17 protein-coding genes are annotated in these 16308 nt (G+C 72.8%); 14 read left to right on the top strand and 3 right to left on the bottom strand.

The window, feature by feature from the left end:
- Nucleotides 1–19 precede the first annotated feature (19 nt).
- The 6 genes from folP (at nucleotide 20) to ABH940_RS23410 (ending at nucleotide 4682) form a co-directional block, all read left to right on the top strand.
- A complete protein-coding gene (gene folP, locus ABH940_RS23385) occupies nucleotides 20–904 on the top strand; it encodes a dihydropteroate synthase (protein WP_370106102.1) in 885 nt (294 codons plus the stop codon).
- On the top strand, nucleotides 901–1398 hold the full coding sequence (locus tag ABH940_RS23390; protein ID WP_370067363.1) for a nuclear transport factor 2 family protein: 498 nt from the start codon (nucleotides 901–903) through the stop codon (nucleotides 1396–1398). The genes folP and ABH940_RS23390 overlap by 4 nt, the downstream gene beginning before the upstream one ends.
- Before the next feature lie 186 nt (nucleotides 1399–1584).
- The gene (folB, locus tag ABH940_RS23395; RefSeq protein ID WP_370067365.1) at nucleotides 1585–1947 is read left to right on the top strand and encodes a dihydroneopterin aldolase; all 363 of its coding nucleotides are present in this window, start codon (nucleotides 1585–1587) and stop codon (nucleotides 1945–1947) included.
- Between the two features lie 14 nt (nucleotides 1948–1961).
- On the top strand, nucleotides 1962–2549 hold the full coding sequence (gene folK / locus ABH940_RS23400) for a 2-amino-4-hydroxy-6-hydroxymethyldihydropteridine diphosphokinase (RefSeq protein ID WP_370067367.1): 588 nt from the start codon (nucleotides 1962–1964) through the stop codon (nucleotides 2547–2549).
- A gap of 118 nt (nucleotides 2550–2667) precedes the next feature.
- On the top strand, nucleotides 2668–3153 hold the full coding sequence (locus ABH940_RS23405; RefSeq protein WP_370067369.1) for a DUF3180 domain-containing protein: 486 nt from the start codon (nucleotides 2668–2670) through the stop codon (nucleotides 3151–3153).
- Between the two features lie 131 nt (nucleotides 3154–3284).
- Nucleotides 3285–4682 carry a hypothetical protein gene (locus tag ABH940_RS23410; RefSeq protein ID WP_370067371.1) on the top strand — a complete coding sequence of 466 codons (1398 nt, stop codon included), beginning with the start codon at nucleotides 3285–3287 and terminating at the stop codon, nucleotides 4680–4682.
- A gap of 91 nt (nucleotides 4683–4773) precedes the next feature.
- On the opposite strand, the gene ABH940_RS23415 is transcribed toward ABH940_RS23410, so the two are convergent.
- Both ABH940_RS23415 and ABH940_RS23420 read right to left on the bottom strand, forming a co-directional pair.
- Nucleotides 4774–5931: an NADH-quinone oxidoreductase subunit D gene (locus ABH940_RS23415; protein ID WP_370067373.1), complete on the bottom strand. Its 1158-nt coding sequence runs from the start codon at nucleotides 5929–5931 to the stop codon at nucleotides 4774–4776.
- 11 nt (nucleotides 5932–5942) lie between these two features.
- Nucleotides 5943–7043: an SAM-dependent methyltransferase gene (locus ABH940_RS23420; RefSeq protein WP_370106103.1), complete on the bottom strand. Its 1101-nt coding sequence runs from the start codon at nucleotides 7041–7043 to the stop codon at nucleotides 5943–5945.
- Between the two features lie 112 nt (nucleotides 7044–7155).
- On the opposite strand from ABH940_RS23420, the gene ABH940_RS23425 reads away from it, so the two are divergent.
- Complete coding sequence (locus ABH940_RS23425; protein ID WP_370067377.1) at nucleotides 7156–8337, top strand: sensor histidine kinase; 1182 nt, start codon at nucleotides 7156–7158, stop codon at nucleotides 8335–8337.
- Nucleotides 8338–8374: 37 nt separating this feature from the next.
- Entirely contained in the window at nucleotides 8375–9052 is a 678-nt protein-coding gene (locus tag ABH940_RS23430; RefSeq protein ID WP_370067379.1) for a response regulator, read from the top strand.
- A 48-nt stretch (nucleotides 9053–9100) separates the two neighbouring features.
- Here the strand turns inward: ABH940_RS23430 and ABH940_RS23435 are convergent, their stop codons facing one another.
- Nucleotides 9101–10240, bottom strand: a complete 1140-nt coding sequence (locus ABH940_RS23435) for a low specificity L-threonine aldolase (RefSeq protein ID WP_370106104.1) — start codon at nucleotides 10238–10240, stop codon at nucleotides 9101–9103.
- Nucleotides 10241–10326: 86 nt separating this feature from the next.
- Here ABH940_RS23435 and ABH940_RS23440 point away from each other — a divergent pair, with 86 nt between their 5' ends.
- From ABH940_RS23440 to nadC, 6 genes are all read left to right on the top strand, one after another.
- Nucleotides 10327–10992 carry a lysophospholipid acyltransferase family protein gene (locus tag ABH940_RS23440; RefSeq protein ID WP_370067383.1) on the top strand — a complete coding sequence of 222 codons (666 nt, stop codon included), beginning with the start codon at nucleotides 10327–10329 and terminating at the stop codon, nucleotides 10990–10992.
- A gap of 125 nt (nucleotides 10993–11117) precedes the next feature.
- Nucleotides 11118–12062: a Rossmann-like and DUF2520 domain-containing protein gene (locus ABH940_RS23445; RefSeq protein WP_370067385.1), complete on the top strand. Its 945-nt coding sequence runs from the start codon at nucleotides 11118–11120 to the stop codon at nucleotides 12060–12062.
- The gene (gene panC, locus ABH940_RS23450) at nucleotides 12059–12976 is read left to right on the top strand and encodes a pantoate--beta-alanine ligase (RefSeq protein WP_370106121.1); all 918 of its coding nucleotides are present in this window, start codon (nucleotides 12059–12061) and stop codon (nucleotides 12974–12976) included. Before ABH940_RS23445 ends, panC begins: the two co-directional genes overlap by 4 nt.
- A gap of 59 nt (nucleotides 12977–13035) precedes the next feature.
- Nucleotides 13036–13482: an aspartate 1-decarboxylase gene (panD, locus tag ABH940_RS23455; protein ID WP_370067387.1), complete on the top strand. Its 447-nt coding sequence runs from the start codon at nucleotides 13036–13038 to the stop codon at nucleotides 13480–13482.
- On the top strand, nucleotides 13479–15143 hold the full coding sequence (locus ABH940_RS23460) for an L-aspartate oxidase (RefSeq protein ID WP_370067390.1): 1665 nt from the start codon (nucleotides 13479–13481) through the stop codon (nucleotides 15141–15143). The genes panD and ABH940_RS23460 overlap by 4 nt, the downstream gene beginning before the upstream one ends.
- Before the next feature lie 188 nt (nucleotides 15144–15331).
- The gene (gene nadC / locus ABH940_RS23465; protein WP_370067392.1) at nucleotides 15332–16291 is read left to right on the top strand and encodes a carboxylating nicotinate-nucleotide diphosphorylase; all 960 of its coding nucleotides are present in this window, start codon (nucleotides 15332–15334) and stop codon (nucleotides 16289–16291) included.
- Nucleotides 16292–16308 lie beyond the last annotated feature (17 nt).

A 16308-nucleotide genomic window follows, 5' to 3' on the forward strand; every position in this document is an offset into this window, starting at 1 on the left:
CTGGCGGGATAATCAGGGCATGGAAACTCCGCGCCGTACCCTCCCCGGGCTGCCTGACTGGGGCCGCTGTGGGGTGATGGGCATCGTCAACGTCACCCCGGACTCCTTCTCCGACGGAGGGCTCTGGCTCGATCCGGACAAGGCCGTCGCCCACGGCGTCGAGCTCGCGCGGCGTGGAGCCGATCTCGTGGACGTGGGCGGGGAGTCCACCCGTCCCGGGGCCAAGCGCGTGACGGAGGAGGAGGAGCTCCGGCGCGTGCTGCCCGTCGTGCGCGGCCTCGCCGCGGAGGGCGTGGTGGTGAGCGTCGACACCATGCGTGCCGCCGTCGCGGACGCGGCCGTCGCCGCCGGGGCGAAGGTGATCAACGACGTCAGCGGCGGGCGCGCGGACGCGACGATGGTCAAGGTCGCGGCGGAGACGGGTGTCCCCTTTGTGGTGATGCACTGGCGTGGCCAGTCGACCGAGATGGACGCCCTGGCCCGCTACGAGGACGTCGTCGGCGAGGTGGTCCGCGAGGTCGAGCAGCAGATGGAGGCGGTCGTCGCGGGCGGCGTGCGCCCGGAGCAGGTGATCGTCGACCCGGGGCTGGGCTTCGCCAAGACCCGCGAGGACGACTGGGCGCTGCTGGCCCGGCTCGACGCCTGGGCCCGGCTTTCGCGGCCGGTCCTCGTCGCGGCCTCGCGCAAGCGCTTCCTCGGGACGCTGCTGGCCGACGCGCGCACGGGCGAGCTGCGCCCCGCGCGTGAGCGGGACGCCGCGACTGCCGCGGTCACCGCGCTGGCCGCGGCCGGTGGGGCGTGGGCCGTGCGGGTGCACGAGGTGACCGCCAGCGCGGACGGGGTGCGGGTCGAGGCCGCCCTGCGCGAGGCGCGTCAGCTGCGGGACGGGCGAGCCGCCGGGTGACCGGCGTCCCCACGGGCAGCGACGCGGACGTCGCCGCCGTCACCGAGGCCAACCTGGCTCTCTACACCGCCCTGGAGGAGGGCGACCTGGACGCCCTCACGGACGCCTGGGTGTCCGGCGCGGACGCGGACGACGTGCACGGCGCGGTCTGCGTCCACCCGGGCTGGCCGGTGCTGCGCGGGCGGGCCTCGGTGCTGCGCTCGTACGCGCTGATCATGGCCCACACCGACTACATCCAGTTCTTCCTGACCGACGTCGAGGTCGAGGTGCTCGGCGATGTGGCACTTGTCACCTGCACCGAGAACATCCTCTCCAGCGGCGACGTCGAGACCGAGGGCGAGCTGGGTCCCCTGGTCGGGGGACAGGCGGTCGCGACGAACCTGTTCCGACGTACGGGTGAGGGCTGGCGGCTCTGGTCGCACCACGGTTCCCCGGTGCTCACCGGTGGCGGCGAGGACGGTGACGACGGGGACGACGCCGGCGGGGCGGTCTGAGCCGTAGGGCTGTGTGCGTCAGGTGGGCATTCCGGTCGTATTCGTTGGCTACAGGGCGCGCCCCTGGGATTCACAAGGGGGCCGCGCGGGATTGTCAGCATTGCAAGGTAGCTTGGACCCGTAGGCAAAGAAGCCTGATCGCTCCCGCGTGTGTCGTCGGTGAGCCGGACCACAGGGAGTCGTCACATGCTCGACCGGATTGCGGTCAAGGGCCTGCGGGCCCGTGGCCACCACGGGGTGTTCCCGCGTGAACGGGAGCACGGCCAGACCTTCGTCGTCGACGTGGTGCTCGGCGTCGACACGCGCAAGGCCGCGTCGGGCGACGAGCTCGCGGCGACGGCACACTACGGTGTCGTTGCCGAGGAGGTCGTCGCCGTCGTCACCGGAGACCCGGTGGACCTCATCGAAACCCTCGCCCAGCGCATCGCCGACCAGTGCCTCACGCACGCCGCCGTCGAGGAGGTGGAGGTCACCGTGCACAAGCCGGACGCGCCGATCACCGTCCCCTTCGACGACGTCACCATCACCATCGTTCGGAGCCGCGGATGAGTCCCATGATTCCCATGACGCCCGACCCCACTGCCTCGCCGGTCCCGGCCGAGATCAAGGCCGCAGTCGACTCGGCCGACACCACCCTGCACAACCCCCGCCGCGCGGTCATCGCCCTCGGCAGCAACCTCGGCAACCGCCTGGAGACCCTCCAGGGCGCGGTCGACCTGCTGGAGGACACCCCCGGCGTCCGGGTCAAGTCCGTCTCTGCGGTCTTCGAGACCGAGGGCGTCGGCGGTCCGGAGGACCAGCCCGCCTATCTCAACGCCGTGCTGGTGCTGAAGACCACGCTGCCGCCGCTTTCCCTGCTGGAGCGCGCCAACGCCATCGAGGACGCCTTCGGCCGGGTCCGCGAGGTCCGCTGGGGCCCGCGCACACTGGACGTCGACATCCTCGCGTACGAGGGCGTCGAGCAGGACGTCCCCGAGCTGGTCCTGCCGCACCCGCGCGCCCACGAGCGCGGTTTCGTGCTCGCCCCGTGGTTCGACGCCGAGCCGGAGGCCGAGCTGCCGGGCCGCGGCCGCGTCGCCGAGCTGCTCGCCGTGGTCGGCGAGGAGGGCGTCCGCCGCCGCGAGGACCTCGCGCTGCACCTGCCGCGCTGAGCGCAGCAGCGCTCGGCTCCGGGCCTGGGCCCCACCGGCCCGCCGCACCGCGCTGACCTCGCGTCAGCGTGTCGTGCGGCAGGTACGGTAGAGCGCATCCTGGCTTGGAGGGACCGCTGTGAAGCCGCTTCGCCCGCTCGTACTGACCGTGATCACCCTGGTCGCGGGGGTGCTGTGCTGGGCCGGCGCGCGCCTGTGGAACTCGGTGGGCACACTGCCGGGCGTTCCGGCGGCTGCCCCGATCGTGCTGGCGGTGATCGCGGTCGTGCTTGCCGCGACTGCGATCTCGCTGCGCGGGCGGCTGCGCGCCCAGCGCGAGCGGGTGCCGGGGGCCAAGGGCGTCGATCCGCTGTCGGCTGCCCGCGCGGTGGTGCTGGGCCAGGCCAGCGCCCTGGTCGCGGCGTTGGTGACGGGCGTCTACGGCGGCATGGGCGTGTTCCTGCTCAGCCTGATGAGCAATGCCCCGGCCCGTAAGGGCCAGGCGCTCACCGCCCTCTTCGCGGTGGTCGCGGGCGTCGCCGTGATGGCCGCCGGGCTCTGGATCCAGCATGTCTGCAAGCTCCCCGAGGACGACGACGAGCGGGACCCGCATCGGTCCGAGTGACGGCGAATGTGTCAGGAAAGTCAGTGAATGTGTCAGCGAACGAGCCACTGACGGCCGTGTCCACCGTCTGTCAAGGGTGTATTTGACCCCTCGCCTGACATAAGTCGGACGATCACGCTAGATTTTTGGCCATGTCTCGTGGTCGCCACCGCCAAGCCTCGTCGCTTCGCCGGACGCTCCCCTCGCTCGCCTGTACCGTTCTGGCGCTCGCCGCACTCGCTGCGGCCTTGCTCACGAACAGTCTGACCGTGCAGCGGGTCCTGGTGATCAGCGTCGCAGTCGGCGCGTGCGCCACGGCCGCGCTGCTGCGCCAGCGCGAACGCGCGGCCGAGCTGGACCTCGCGGCCGAGCAGTCCGCCCGTACCCGGGACCAGGAGCGCTTCGAGGATCGGATCGCGGAGCTGGAGTACCAGTCCGAGGTCGCCGAGGAGCAGGTCAAGCGGCTGGAGCGCCGGGTTCTCGCGCACCGCAGCCAGGTGGCCCAGGCCGAGGCCGCCAACGGCCACCTGCTGCGCGAGCGGGCCCGGGTCGCCGCGGAGCAGGCGCTGCGTGACGCCGAGGCCGGCCAGAGCCGCGAGGCCGCCAAGCGCGGCACCAAGCCGACGCCGACCCTCTACCTGCGGGCCGCCTCCGCCCTGCGCGGCATGGAGCGGCGCGCGGAACAGGCCGAGGCCGGCGCGACGCTGGCGCTGCGTCAGCCCCGGCTCCCGAAGGTCGCCCAGACGGCCCAGGTCACGCAGGTCGCTCAGGTCCCGGTTCCGCCGGCGCCGGTCGCGCCGAACCCGGGCATCCCGGCGCAGTCCGCACCGAAGTCGGCCGCGCAGGACGCCCGGCAGGGGGCCCCGCGGGGCGCCGATTCGGTGAGCATTCGTCAAGAACTTCCGGCCGCAGCGGCCGACCGCCCGACGGAGGCCCAGCAGCCTGCGGCCGAGCAGGAGCGGTCCACTCAGGCGGATCGGCCTCAGCCCGGCTCGGCCCTGGACGCGTTCGCCGCGCGGCAGGCGGCGACGGGGCGTCAGCCGTCCGGCGCCACCGCCCTCACCGGCTCGGGCGCGGCCCAGCGTGGGCTCGTCGCCCCCTACATGTCCGGTGCCGGGCAGTCCGTCGCCTCGGGCGTCGAGCCCTCGGCCGCGATGGCGCCGGCCTGGGCGCGGGCCGCCCTGCCCCCGCTGCGTCCGGCCGCGGCCGTGCCGCCGAACGTGATGCCGCGTCAGGACCGGGCGACGGGCACGTTCAACTTCTTCTCCCGCCAGGAGACGGCGATAGGCGCCAAGCTCGGTGAGCAGGACGCGTCCGCCACCGCGTCCGTCACCGCCTCTCTCGCTGCCGACCTCGCAGCGACGGAAGCGGACACCGCGGACGTCGTCGGCGACGAGGCAGTGGCCGCCCAGGCCGGTTACGTGGCCGCACCTGCCGCGCCCTCGGTCCTGCCGACCCACGCACGCGAGCGCATCGAGCACGCGCTGGTCGACCTCACCGCCGAGGACGAGACCGAGCCGATCGACGTCCGCGCCATCCGCGCGGTCTGAGCATCCCGCGCGCTCTGAGCCGCCGACCGACAGAGCCCCGCTCCACCATCGGTGGGAGCGGGGCTCGGTTCGTTCCTGGAACTGCCTGCGGCTACTTGTCGACGTCGCCGACGACGAAGAACATCGAGCCCAGGATGGCGACCATGTCCGGGACCAACGTCCCCGGCAGGATCTCGCTCAGCACCTGCAGGTTGTTGAAGGACGCCGAGCGCAGCTTGAGCCGCCACGGGGTCTTGTCGCCGCGCGAGACCAGGTAGTAGCCGTTGACCCCGAGGGGGTTCTCGGTCCAGGCGTAGGTGGTGCCCTCCGGGGCCTTGAGGACCTTGGGCAGCCGCACGTTGACGGGACCGGGCGGCAGCTCGGCGATCCGGTCCAGGCAGGCGTCGGCCAGGTCCAGGCTGTTGTGGACCTGCTCCAGCAGGCACTCGAACCGGGCCAGGCAGTCGCCGGTCTCCCGGGTCGGCACCCGCAGCACGTCCGCCAGCTCGCCGTAGGCCAGGTACGGCTCGTCCCGGCGCAGGTCGAAGTCGACGCCGGAGGCGCGGGCGATCGGCCCGCTCAGCCCGTAGGCGTGGACCAGGTCCTGACGCAGCACACCGACGCCGGTCGTCCGGGCCCGGAAGATCTCGTTGCCCAGCACCAGCCGGTCGAAGACCTCCGTCTTGGCCCGCACGGCGGCGACTGCGCCGCGCACCCGCCCGTACCAGCCGGCGGGCAGGTCCTCCTTGAGGCCGCCGACGCGGTTGAACATGTAGTGCATCCGGCCGCCGGAGGCCTCCTCCAGCGCGGCCTGGAGCCGTTCGCGTTCTTCGAAGGCGTGGAAGATCGGCGTGATCCCGCCGAGCTCCAACGGGTAGGAGCCGAGGAACATCAGGTGGTTGAGCACCCGGTTCAGCTCGGCCAGCAGCGTCCTGGTCCAGGTGGCCCGGACGGGGACCTCCATGCCCAGCATCCGCTCGACCGCGAGGACGACGCCCAGCTCGTTGCCGAAGGCGGACAGCCAGTCGTGGCGGTTGGCCAGCATGATGATCTGGCGGTAGTCCCGCGCCTCGAACAGCTTCTCCGCGCCGCGGTGCATGTAGCCGATGACCGGCTCCGCCGCGGTGATCCGCTCGCCGTCCAGGTGCAGCTTCAGCCGCAGCACGCCGTGGGTGGAGGGGTGCTGCGGCCCGATGTTGAGCACCATGTCGCTCGTGCCCAGCTCGGTCGCGGCGGCGCCCGCGCCGATGCCGACCGTCGTCTCCTTCATGGGCACAGGGTTCATGGACACAGAGTCTGCCATCCCACCGGGATCTCCATGTCCACAGCCTGTGCGCCCCAGAGGAAGGAGCCCAGCCCGCCGACCGCGATCAGCTCGGCCGCCTCCCCGGCGGCGGAGAGCGCGCGCAGGTATCCGGTCGGGTCGCTGGAGGCCAGCGCCAGCGGGGGACGGGCCCCGGAGACGCCGAGCGCCCGCAGCGCCGCGCGCTGCGTCGTCCACAGGCTGTGAGTGACGCGCGGGTTCGTGCGGGCGGCGGCGTCCAGGCAGGAGTCGAGGGCGACGTGCGCGGTCAGATCGCAGCTGCCGTCCGGGAGAGGGGCGACCTGCCGACCGTTCCGGTAGCCGGTGAGGGTGCCGAACGGAGGACGGGCGTCGCGGGTGTGCGCGTAGTCGGCGGTCACCGCGAGGCCCCGGCCGAGCGCCGCGACCGCCTCGGACCACGCCCGGTCCCGGGGCAGACCCAGCTCCGCCCGGCCGCCGGGCGGGAGGTCCGGGTACTGCGCGGCCAGCCAGGCCGCGTCCTCGGGCGTGAGCCCCGGGCCCGGCTGCTCCTCGCCGGTCGCCGGGTCGACGAGCAGGTAGCGGGGCACCCCGTCCCCGCCGTCCTCGTCGTCCTCGCCGTCGTCGGCGAGCTCGGCGACGTCCACCGGCACGTTGTCCAGCCACTCGTTGGCGAAGAGCAGGCCGTGGGGGAGCGGTTCGATCTCCGCACCCCACGCGATCGCGTCCGGCAGCCCGTCCGGGCGGGCGGCGCGCTCGACCGCGCGCAGTTCCAGCCGCGCGCCGAGCTCGGTCCCGTCGGTGAGCTGCGCCAGCGCGGCGAGCAGCTCGCCGCGACCGGCGCCGACGTCGCAGACGACCAGGCGGTCCGGGCGGCCCAGGCCCTCGTCCACCCACTCGACCAGCCGCAGCACCGCCCGGGCCAAGAGCGGACTGGCGTGCACCGACGTGCGGAAGTGCGCGGCCGGGCCCCCAGGCTGCTCGGTGTCGGGTCGGACGAAGAACCCGTCCGGCCCGTAGAGGGCCGCCTCCGTCGCCTGCCGCCACGGCACCATGCTGTTCCCGGCCCCACCATCGTTCACGGCCCCACCATCGCTCATCCCTCCACCATCCCAGCGGGTGCCGAAGCCAACCAACTCCGACCTGCGGAGGATGCCCGAGTCCGCCCGACGGCGGACGGTTCGGGCGCTCCGCGCTGCCTAGTCTGTAATCGTGCAACTCCTCTACAGCTGGTTCCGCCGCCACCCCACGGTGTCCGACACCGCGTGGGCCGCGTTGGTGTTCCTGCTGTCGTTGATGGGAGTGATCGGCCAGCGCAGCATCGGTCAGCTCCTGCTGGCCTTCGCGCTCTGCTGCCTGATGTGCGTCCGCCGCATCTATCCGGACGCCGCCATGTGGACGGCTGTCGCGCTCGCCTTCGCGCAGATGGCGTACGGCAACAACGTCTACCCCTCCGACATCGCGCTGCTGGTCCTCACCTACGGCGCCGCCGCGTTCGGCCGCCCCTGGACTTCGCGGTGCGCGCTGGTGCTGGCGTTCCTGTCCGGCCCGTTCGCGATCCTCGCCTTCAACAGTGGACCTCAGCACGGGATCGTCACGCTGACCGTGATCTCGCTGGTCGCGTCGACGCCGTTCGTGCTCAGCTGGGTCCTCGGGCGCTTCACCAGCATCCGCCGCGCCTACTACGCGCAGCTGGAGGACCGCGCCGCCCGGCTGGAGCGTGAGCGCGACGCCCAGGCCAAGATCGCCGTCGCTGCCGAGCGCGCCCGGATCGCCCGTGAGCTGCACGACGTGGTGGCCCACAACGTCTCGGTGATGATCGTCCAGGCGGACGGCGCCTCCTACGTCATGGACTCCTCGCCCGAGCAGGCCAAGGAGGCGCTGGCCACCATCGCCGGCACCGGCCGCCAGGCGCTGGCGGAGATGCGCCGCCTGCTCGGTCTGCTGCGGGCGGAGGACAGCGTCGGCGAGTACGTGCCGCAGCCCGGCGTCGAGCAGCTCCCTGACCTGCTGGAGCAGGTCCGCAGCGCGGGCCTGCCGGTCGAGTTCCGGATCGAGGGCGAGCCCCGGCCGCTGCCGCGCGGCGTCGAGCTGACGGCCTATCGGATCGTCCAGGAGGCGCTCACCAACGCTCGCAAGCACGGCGGCCCGGAGGCCTCCGCCAAGGTGCAGCTGCGGTTCCATGACGGCGACCTGGCCATGATCATCGAGGACGACGGCCGCGGCGCGAGCGCGGAGCTGGCCCGAGGGGGTGGCGAGGACGGCTTCGGCCACGGCCTGATCGGCATGCGCGAGCGGGTCGGCATGGTCGGCGGCAGCCTGGACGCCGGCCCGCGCAGTGGCGGCGGCTTCCGTATCGAGGCCGTGCTGCCGCTCGGCCCGGCGAAGATCTGACCTGAGTCCGACGCGAGGATAGAGAAGAGGGTTCTGGGTGACCGTCCGGATCATGCTGGTCGACGACCAGGAGCTGCTGCGCACCGGCTTCCGCATGGTGCTGCAGTCGCAGCCCGACATCGAGATCGTCGCGGAGGCGGGCGACGGCGCGCAGGCCCTGGAGGTGCTTGCGCAGACCCCCGTCGACGTGGTCCTGATGGACGTCCGCATGCCCCGCCTCGACGGCGTGGAGGCGACCCGCCGCATCTGCGACGGCTCGGTCCCGCTGGCGTCCTCGCCGCGGGTGCTCATCCTGACCACCTTCGACCTGGACGAGTACGCGTTCTCGGCGCTGAAGGCCGGTGCCAGCGGGTTCCTGCTGAAGGACGTCCCGCCGACGGAGCTGGTCGCCGCGATCCGCGCCGTCAGCAGCGGCGAGGCGGTGGTCGCCCCGACCACCACCCGACGGATGATCGACCGCTTCACGGCAGTGCTGCCGTCGGCATCAGCCCCCAAGCTCACCCCGGAGCTGGAACGCCTGACGGAACGTGAGCGCGAGGTCCTCCTGCTGGTCGCCCAGGGGCTCTCCAACGGCGAGATCGCGGAAGGCCTGGGCCTGTCGGAGGCGACGGTCAAGACGCACGTCGGAAGGATCCTGACCAAGCTGGATCTCCGCGACCGGGTTCAGGCGGTGGTCCTGGCGTACGAGACCGGGCTCGTCCAGGCGGGCGGATAAGTCTTCGCACGGTGGGACGTTGCCATCACCCCTAGGGGCGATGGCAACTCATCCGAGGAGTGTCACGAACTCCTTGAGCGCGTCCGCGACGTCCTCCTCGGTCCACTCCAGTGCCGGGCCCGCCACCGTGATCTCCGTCAGCGACAGCCCCGGCACCGCCGAGTCCCGCCAGCCGCCGAACAGGACCCGCCGGGACTCCTCCGCCTGGCGGAGCGTCGCCTCGTTCAGCCGGTCCGCCGGGTACGGGAGCCAGAACTGGAACTGGTGCGTCTGCGGCACCGCAGGATGCACCCGTCCGCCCGGCGCAGCCGACAGCGCTGTGGCGACCGTCTTCGCGTGGTCCACGTACGCGTCCAGGCGCGGGAGTTCACGGTCCAGCCCGACCAACGCGGAGAGCACGGCGGGCCACTGCTGGAAGAGCTGGCCGCCGTAGCGGTGCCGCCAGGCCCTCGCCTGGGCGACGTACTCGGTGGGTCCGGCCAGCGCGGCGCCGCTGATGCCGCCGAGGGTCTTGTAGAACGAGACGTAGACCGAGTCGGCCAGGCCCGCGATCTCCGGCAGGCTGCGGCCGAAGTGCGGCTCGGTCTCCCACAGCCGCGCGCCGTCGAAGTGGACCACTGCGTCCCGCTCGCGCGCCGCCGCGACGGTCGCCGCCAGTTCGTCCCAGGTGGGGAGCATGAAACCCGCGTCGCGCAGCGGCAGTTCCAGCATCAGGGTGCCGAACGGCTCGTCGCAGTCGGCAATTTCGGCTGCGGAGGGGAGCCGCGGCGCGGTGGTGGGCCAGACCGAGCGCAGGCCCGTCAACTGGGAGTACGCCTGGCGTTCGTGCACCTCGGGGTGGGCGAGCGGGTGCATCGCCACCAAGGGGTTGCCGGTCCGTTCCGCCCAGCAGCGCAGGGCGACCTGCTGGGCCATCGTGCCGGTCGGGAAGAAGGCCGCGGCCTCGGTGCCGAGCAGCTCGGCGACCCGGTCCTCCAGCGCGGTGACGATGCCGTCGCCGTAGACGTCGGGGCGCCCGTCCAGGTCGAACGCGGCCTGTCCGGCCTCGCCCGAGAGGTCGGCGAGGCGTTCGGCGAGGCTCTGCGGCCGGATCCCGGACAGCTGGCGCTCGCTGCCGCGCACCGCAGCGAAGCGGCGGTCGGCCGGGTCGATACTGGTGGCGGTGGTGCTCTCGTCTGTGTGTCCCATGCAGCCAGCGTCTCAGACGGTCTCGCCTCCCGCCGCTGTCGATGACGTACGATCCCCAGCGTCCGTCCGTCGACTCCGGAGGAACTGTGTCGCAAGCCCTCGCCAAGCTGGTGCTGTCCCCACTGGCGCGGATCGTCTACCGGCCTGTCGTGGTGGGCCGGGAGAACGTGCCGAAGCGCGGCCCGGTGATCATTGCGAGCAACCACCTGGCGGCGATCGACAGCGCGGTGATCCCGTTGTTGGCGCCGCGTCCGGTGTCGTTCCTGGCGAAGGCGGAGTACTTCACCGGCGCGGGGTTCAAGGGACGGCTCAACAAGATCTTCTTCACCGCGATGGACTCGATCCCGGTCGAACGCGGCACGCACCGCTCGGCGCAGGCGTCGCTCGACGCGGGGCTTGAGGTGTTGCAGGGCGGCGGGGCCTTCGGGATCTATCCGGAGGGCACGCGCTCGCGGGACGGTCGGCTGTACCGGGGCCGCACGGGTGTGGCGTGGCTGGCGCTCGCCTCGGGCGCGCCGGTGGTCCCGGTCGCGTTGACCGGCACGGAGCGGATCCAGCCGGTGGGCAAGCTCCTGCCGAGGATCCGGCGGGTGACGATCCGGTTCGGCGAGCCGCTGGACTTCTCCGAACGGATCGGGGAGACGCCGGTGGGCCCGGTTCGACGGGAGATCACCGACGAGATCATGGACGCGATCCACGCGCTCGGCGCGCAGCCCAGGGCTGACGCCTACAACGAGCCTCCGAAGGCGTAGCGCGCGCCCAGGCGGTGCATGGCGTAGGCCACAGCGACAGCCGACCCTGCGGTCGTACACTGGGCCGGAACGTCTGGTACCCGCTGAGGACTGGAACGGAACTGCACCGCTGTGAGGCGTGAGCAATGAGCACAGACGACTTCGGGCTGCCCGCCTTCGGGTCGCCGGATCCGGACGCGCCGGACAACAGGCCGGGGCGCCTCGCCGTCGGCGTCGTCGGGACGGGACGCGTCGGGCCCGCGCTCGGCGCGGCCCTGCAGTACGCCGGGCACAAGGTCGTGGCCGCCTCCGGCGTCTCCCTCGCGTCGCAGCGGCGCGCAGCCGCCCTGCTGCCCGGGGTACGGCTGGTGACGCCGCCGCAGGTGATGGCCGCCGCCGATCTCGTGCTGCTGACCGTGCCCGACGACGTGCTGGCCGATCTCGTCGCGGGCCTCGCCGCGACCGGCGCCGTACGCCCTGGCCAGCTGATCGTGCACACCTCCGGTGCCCAGGGCATCGCCGTGCTGGAGCCCGCCACCCGCGCCGGCGCCCTGCCGCTGGCCCTGCACCCGGCGATGACCTTCACCGGCACCAGCGTCGACGTCGCCCGTCTCGCGGGCTGCCCGTTCGGCGTCACCGCGCCGGAAGAACTGCGGCCGGTCGCCGAGGCGCTGGTCGTGGAGATGGGCGGCGAGCCCGAGTGGGTGCCCGAGGAGGCGCGTCCGCTCTACCACACGGCGCTCGCGCACGGGTCGAACCACCTGGTCACCCTGGTCTCCCAGGCGATGGAGCTGCTCTCGCTCGCCGGGGTCGCCGAGCCCGGCCGGATGCTCGGGCCGCTGCTCGGCGCCGCGCTCGACAACACCCTGCGCGCCGGCGACGCCGCGCTGACCGGCCCCGTCGCCCGGGGCGACGCCGGGACGGTGCGCGCCCACGTCGCGCAACTGCGCCGGACCACGCCCCAACTGCTGGACGCCTACCGGGCCATGGCCCGGGCCACCGCCGACCGCGCGCTCGCGAACGGGATGCTCAAGCCCGAGGCCGCCGAGGCTCTGCTGGACGCCCTCGCGGACGAGACACGGGAGTTCTGATGACCGTTCTGGTGCACACCAAGGCCGAGCTGGAGGCGGTGGCCGCCGTCCCCCAGCCTTCGGCCGGGGGTACCCCCATCGGTCGTCCGCGCGCGGTGGTGATGACGATGGGTGCGCTGCACGAGGGGCACGCGACGCTGATCCGTACCGCGCGGTCCCGCGTCGGCGAGGAGGGGACGGTCGTCGTCACCGTCTTCGTCAACCCGCTGCAGTTCGGTGCGGGGGAGGACCTGGACCGTTACCCGCGCACGCTGGAGGCGGATCTGGTGCTGGCCGCGGACTCCGGCGCGGACGTCGTCTTCGCGCCCGGCGTGGACGAGGTCTACCCCGGCGGCGAGCCGCAGGTGCGGCTGAGCGCCGGGCCGATGGGCACCGGCTACGAGGGCGCGTCCCGGCCCGGGCACTTCGACGGGATGCTGACGGTGGTGGCCAAGCTGCTCCACCTCACCGGCCCCGACCTGGCCTTCTACGGCGAGAAGGACGGCCAGCAGCTGGCCCTGATCCGGCGCATGGTCGCCGACCTGAACTTCCCGGTGGAGATCGTGGGCGTGCCGACCGTCCGCGAGCCGGACGGGCTGGCGCTGTCCAGCCGCAACCGGTTCCTCTCCGCCGTGGAGCGGGAGCGCGCGCTGACGCTCTCCCGCGCCCTGTTCGCCGCCCGCGACGCGCGGGAGGCGGGCGGCGAGCCGTCAGCGGTACGCAAGGCCGCTTCGAGCGTGCTTGAGGCTGTGCCCTCCAAGGCTGTGCCTTCACAAGAGGCGGGGAGCACCATCGCCCTCGACTACCTCGGCCTGATCGACCCGAGCGACTTCACCGAGATCGACCGGGACGACTTCACCGGCGAGGCGGTCCTGGCCGTCGCTGCCAAGGTGGGGGCGACCCGGCTGATCGACAACGTACGACTTCGGTTCTGACCGCTCTGACCGCTCGGTCCGGGCCCGGCATGTACCCCTACAGGAGACGTGACCACACCATGATCCGCACGATGCTCAAGTCCAAGATCCACCGGGCCACCGTCACCCAGGCCGACCTGCACTACGTCGGCTCGGTCACCGTGGACGAGGACCTCCTCGACGCCGCTGACATCCTGCCCGGCGAGCTGGTCCACATCGTCGACATCGACAACGGTTCGCGTCTGGAGACCTACACCATCGCCGGGGAGCGCGGCACCGGCGTGATCGGCATCAACGGTGCGGCGGCCCGTCTGGTCCACCCTGGTGACCTGGTGATCCTGATCGCCTACGGTCAGATGGAGGACGCCGAGGCCCGCTCCTACGAGCCGCGTATCGTCTTCGTCGACCGCGACAACCGGATCACCCACACCGGCGCGGACGCCGCCGCTGCCCCGGAGGGCAGTGGTCTGACGCGGGGCGACGCGATTGTGCCGAACCCCCTCGTAGCAGTACGGAGTCACTCATGACATCGGCATCGTCATCGGCGTCGGTCCGAAGACTGGCCGCACCGGCCCCCGGCTGGACCACGACCGCGGACGTGGTCGTCGTCGGCTCCGGCGTGGCCGGGCTGACCACCGCGCTGCGCGTGCGCGCGGGCGGTCTGCGGGTGCTCGTCGTCACCAAGGCGGTGCTGGACGAGGGCTCGACCCGCTGGGCGCAGGGCGGCATCGCCGCCGCGCTCGGCGAGGGCGACACCCCCGAGCAGCACCTGGCGGACACCCTCGTCGCGGGCGTGGGCCTGTGCGACGAGGACGCCGTGCGGATGCTGGTCACCGAGGGCCCCGGCGCGGTCCGCCGCCTGATCGAGACCGGCGCCGCCTTCGACACGGACGCCCAGGGCGAGATCCTGCTGACCCGCGAGGGCGGCCACCACCGCCGCCGGATCGCCCACGCGGGCGGCGACGCGACGGGCTTGGAGATATCGCGCGCGCTGGTCGAGGCCGTCCGCGACGACGAGGGCATCGAGCTGATCGAGCACGCCCTGGTGCTGGACCTGCTCACCGACGCCGAGGGCCGCACGGCCGGGCTGACCCTGCACGTGATGGGCGAGGGCCAGCGCGACGGTGTCGGCGCGGTCCACGCGCGGGCCGTGGTGCTGGCCACCGGCGGCCTGGGCCAGGTCTACTCCGCCACCACCAACCCCGCCGTCTCCACCGGCGACGGCGTCGCCCTGGCCCTGCGGGCCGGTGCGGAGGTCGCCGACCTGGAGTTCGTGCAGTTCCACCCGACCGTGCTCTGGCTCGGCCCGGACGCGGAGGGCCAGCAGCCGCTGATCTCCGAGGCGGTCCGCGGCGAGGGCGCCCACCTGGTGGACGCGGACGGCGTCCGGTTCATGGTCGGTCAGCACGAGCTGGCCGAGCTCGCGCCGCGCGACATCGTGGCCAAGGGCATCACGCGGCGGATGGCCGAGACCGGCGCGGAGCACATGTTCCTCGACGGCCGCCACTTCGGCGCGCAGATGTGGGAGGAGCGGTTCCCGACCATCCTCGCCTCCTGCCGTGCCCACGGCATCGACCCGGTGACCGGGCTGATCCCGGTCGCCCCGGCCGCGCACTACGCCTCCGGCGGGGTCCGCACCGACCTGCGCGGCCACACCTCGGTCTCCGGCCTCTACGCCTGCGGCGAGGCGGCCTGCACGGGCGTGCACGGCGCGAACCGGCTGGCGTCCAACTCGCTGCTCGAGGGTCTGGTCTTCGCGGAGCGCATCGCGGCGGACATCATCGAGCGCGACCGGCTCGGCAGGCTGACGCCGCGTCACGAGGACACGACCCGCCCGGTCGAGGTCGTCCCGCTGCTGGCCGCCGAGTCGCGGGCGGAGATCCAGCGCGTCATGACGCGCGGGGTCGGCGTCCTGCGGAGTGCGGGCAGCATGGCTGAGGCGACGGAGCGGCTGGCGGCGCTGGCGGAGTCGGAACCGGAGACGGAGAAGCGGGAGCCGGTCCAGGTCGAGACCTGGGAGGCCACCAACCTCCACCTGGTCGCGTCGGCGCTCACCGCGGCGGCGCTGCTCCGCGAGGAGACGCGCGGCTGCCACTGGCGCGAGGACGCACCGGACCGCGACGACGAGCGGTGGCGCAGGCACCTGGTCACGACGTTGGTCGACGGCACGCTTCGCGTCAGCGACTGAAATCGTGAGTGCGGCACTTTTGCAAGCGGGGAAGTTGCAATTCGCCAGGGGCGCGGGGAACTGCGCGAGACACCACCCTGTGCGGATGGCCCTGCTTGTTCGGTGTTGTACCTGCGTGGGTGGCTTGTCGCGCAGTTCCCCGCGCCCCTTGCGAATTGCAACGAACCCTCCGAGTAAAAGGAACCTCAGTGCACACCCACGATGAGCTCCCCGTCCTCCAGGACGCCTGCGGCGACGACTGCGCCTGCGGCGAGTACGAGACCGGCCTCGACCCCGAGCTCGCGGCCCTGCTGGAAGCCGCCGGGCTGGACCCCGTCGAGGTCGAGGACATCGCGACGCTCGCGCTCGCCGAGGACCTCGCCGGGGGCGAGGACGTGACGTCGGTGGCCACCGTTCCCGAGGACGCGGTCGCCACCGCGGACTTCACCACGCGTCAGGCCGGTGTCGTCTCGGGGCTGCGCGTCGCCGAGGCCGTGCTCTCGCTGGTCGCCGAGGAGGAGTTCACCGTCGAGCGGCATGTCGAGGACGGTGCCCGCGTCGAGGCCGGCACGGTGCTGCTCTCGGTGACCACCCGGACCCGTGACCTCCTCACGGCGGAGCGCTCCGCGCTCAACCTGCTCTGCCACATGTCCGGGATCGCCACCGCGACCCGCGCCTGGGCCGACGCCCTTGCGGGCACCAAGGCCGTCGTCCGTGACACCCGCAAGACCACCCCGGGCCTGCGCGCGCTGGAGAAGTACGCGGTCCGCTGTGGCGGCGGCGTCAACCACCGGATGGCGCTGTCGGACGCGGCGCTGGTCAAGGACAACCACGTGGTCGCCGCAGGTGGCGTCGCCGAGGCGTTCCAGGCCGTGCGCAAGGCGTACCCGGAGCTGCCGGTCGAGGTCGAGGTGGACACGCTGGAGCAGATCCCGCCGGTGCTGGAGGCGGGCGCGGACCTGATCCTGCTGGACAACTTCACCGTTCCGCAGCTGCGCGAGGCCGTCGCGCTGGTCGCGGGCCGGGCGAAGCTGGAGTCCTCCGGCGGGCTCACCCTGGCGAACGCGCGTGAGGTCGGCGAGACCGGGGTCGACTACCTGGCCGTCGGCGCGCTGACGCACTCGTCCCCCGTTCTCGACATCGGCCTGGACCTGCGCGGACAGTCCTGACTCTCCGTCCAGTCCCT

It is taken from the genome of Streptacidiphilus sp. BW17 (assembly GCF_041262485.1).
Taxonomy (GTDB): Bacteria; Actinomycetota; Actinomycetes; order Streptomycetales; family Streptomycetaceae; genus Streptacidiphilus.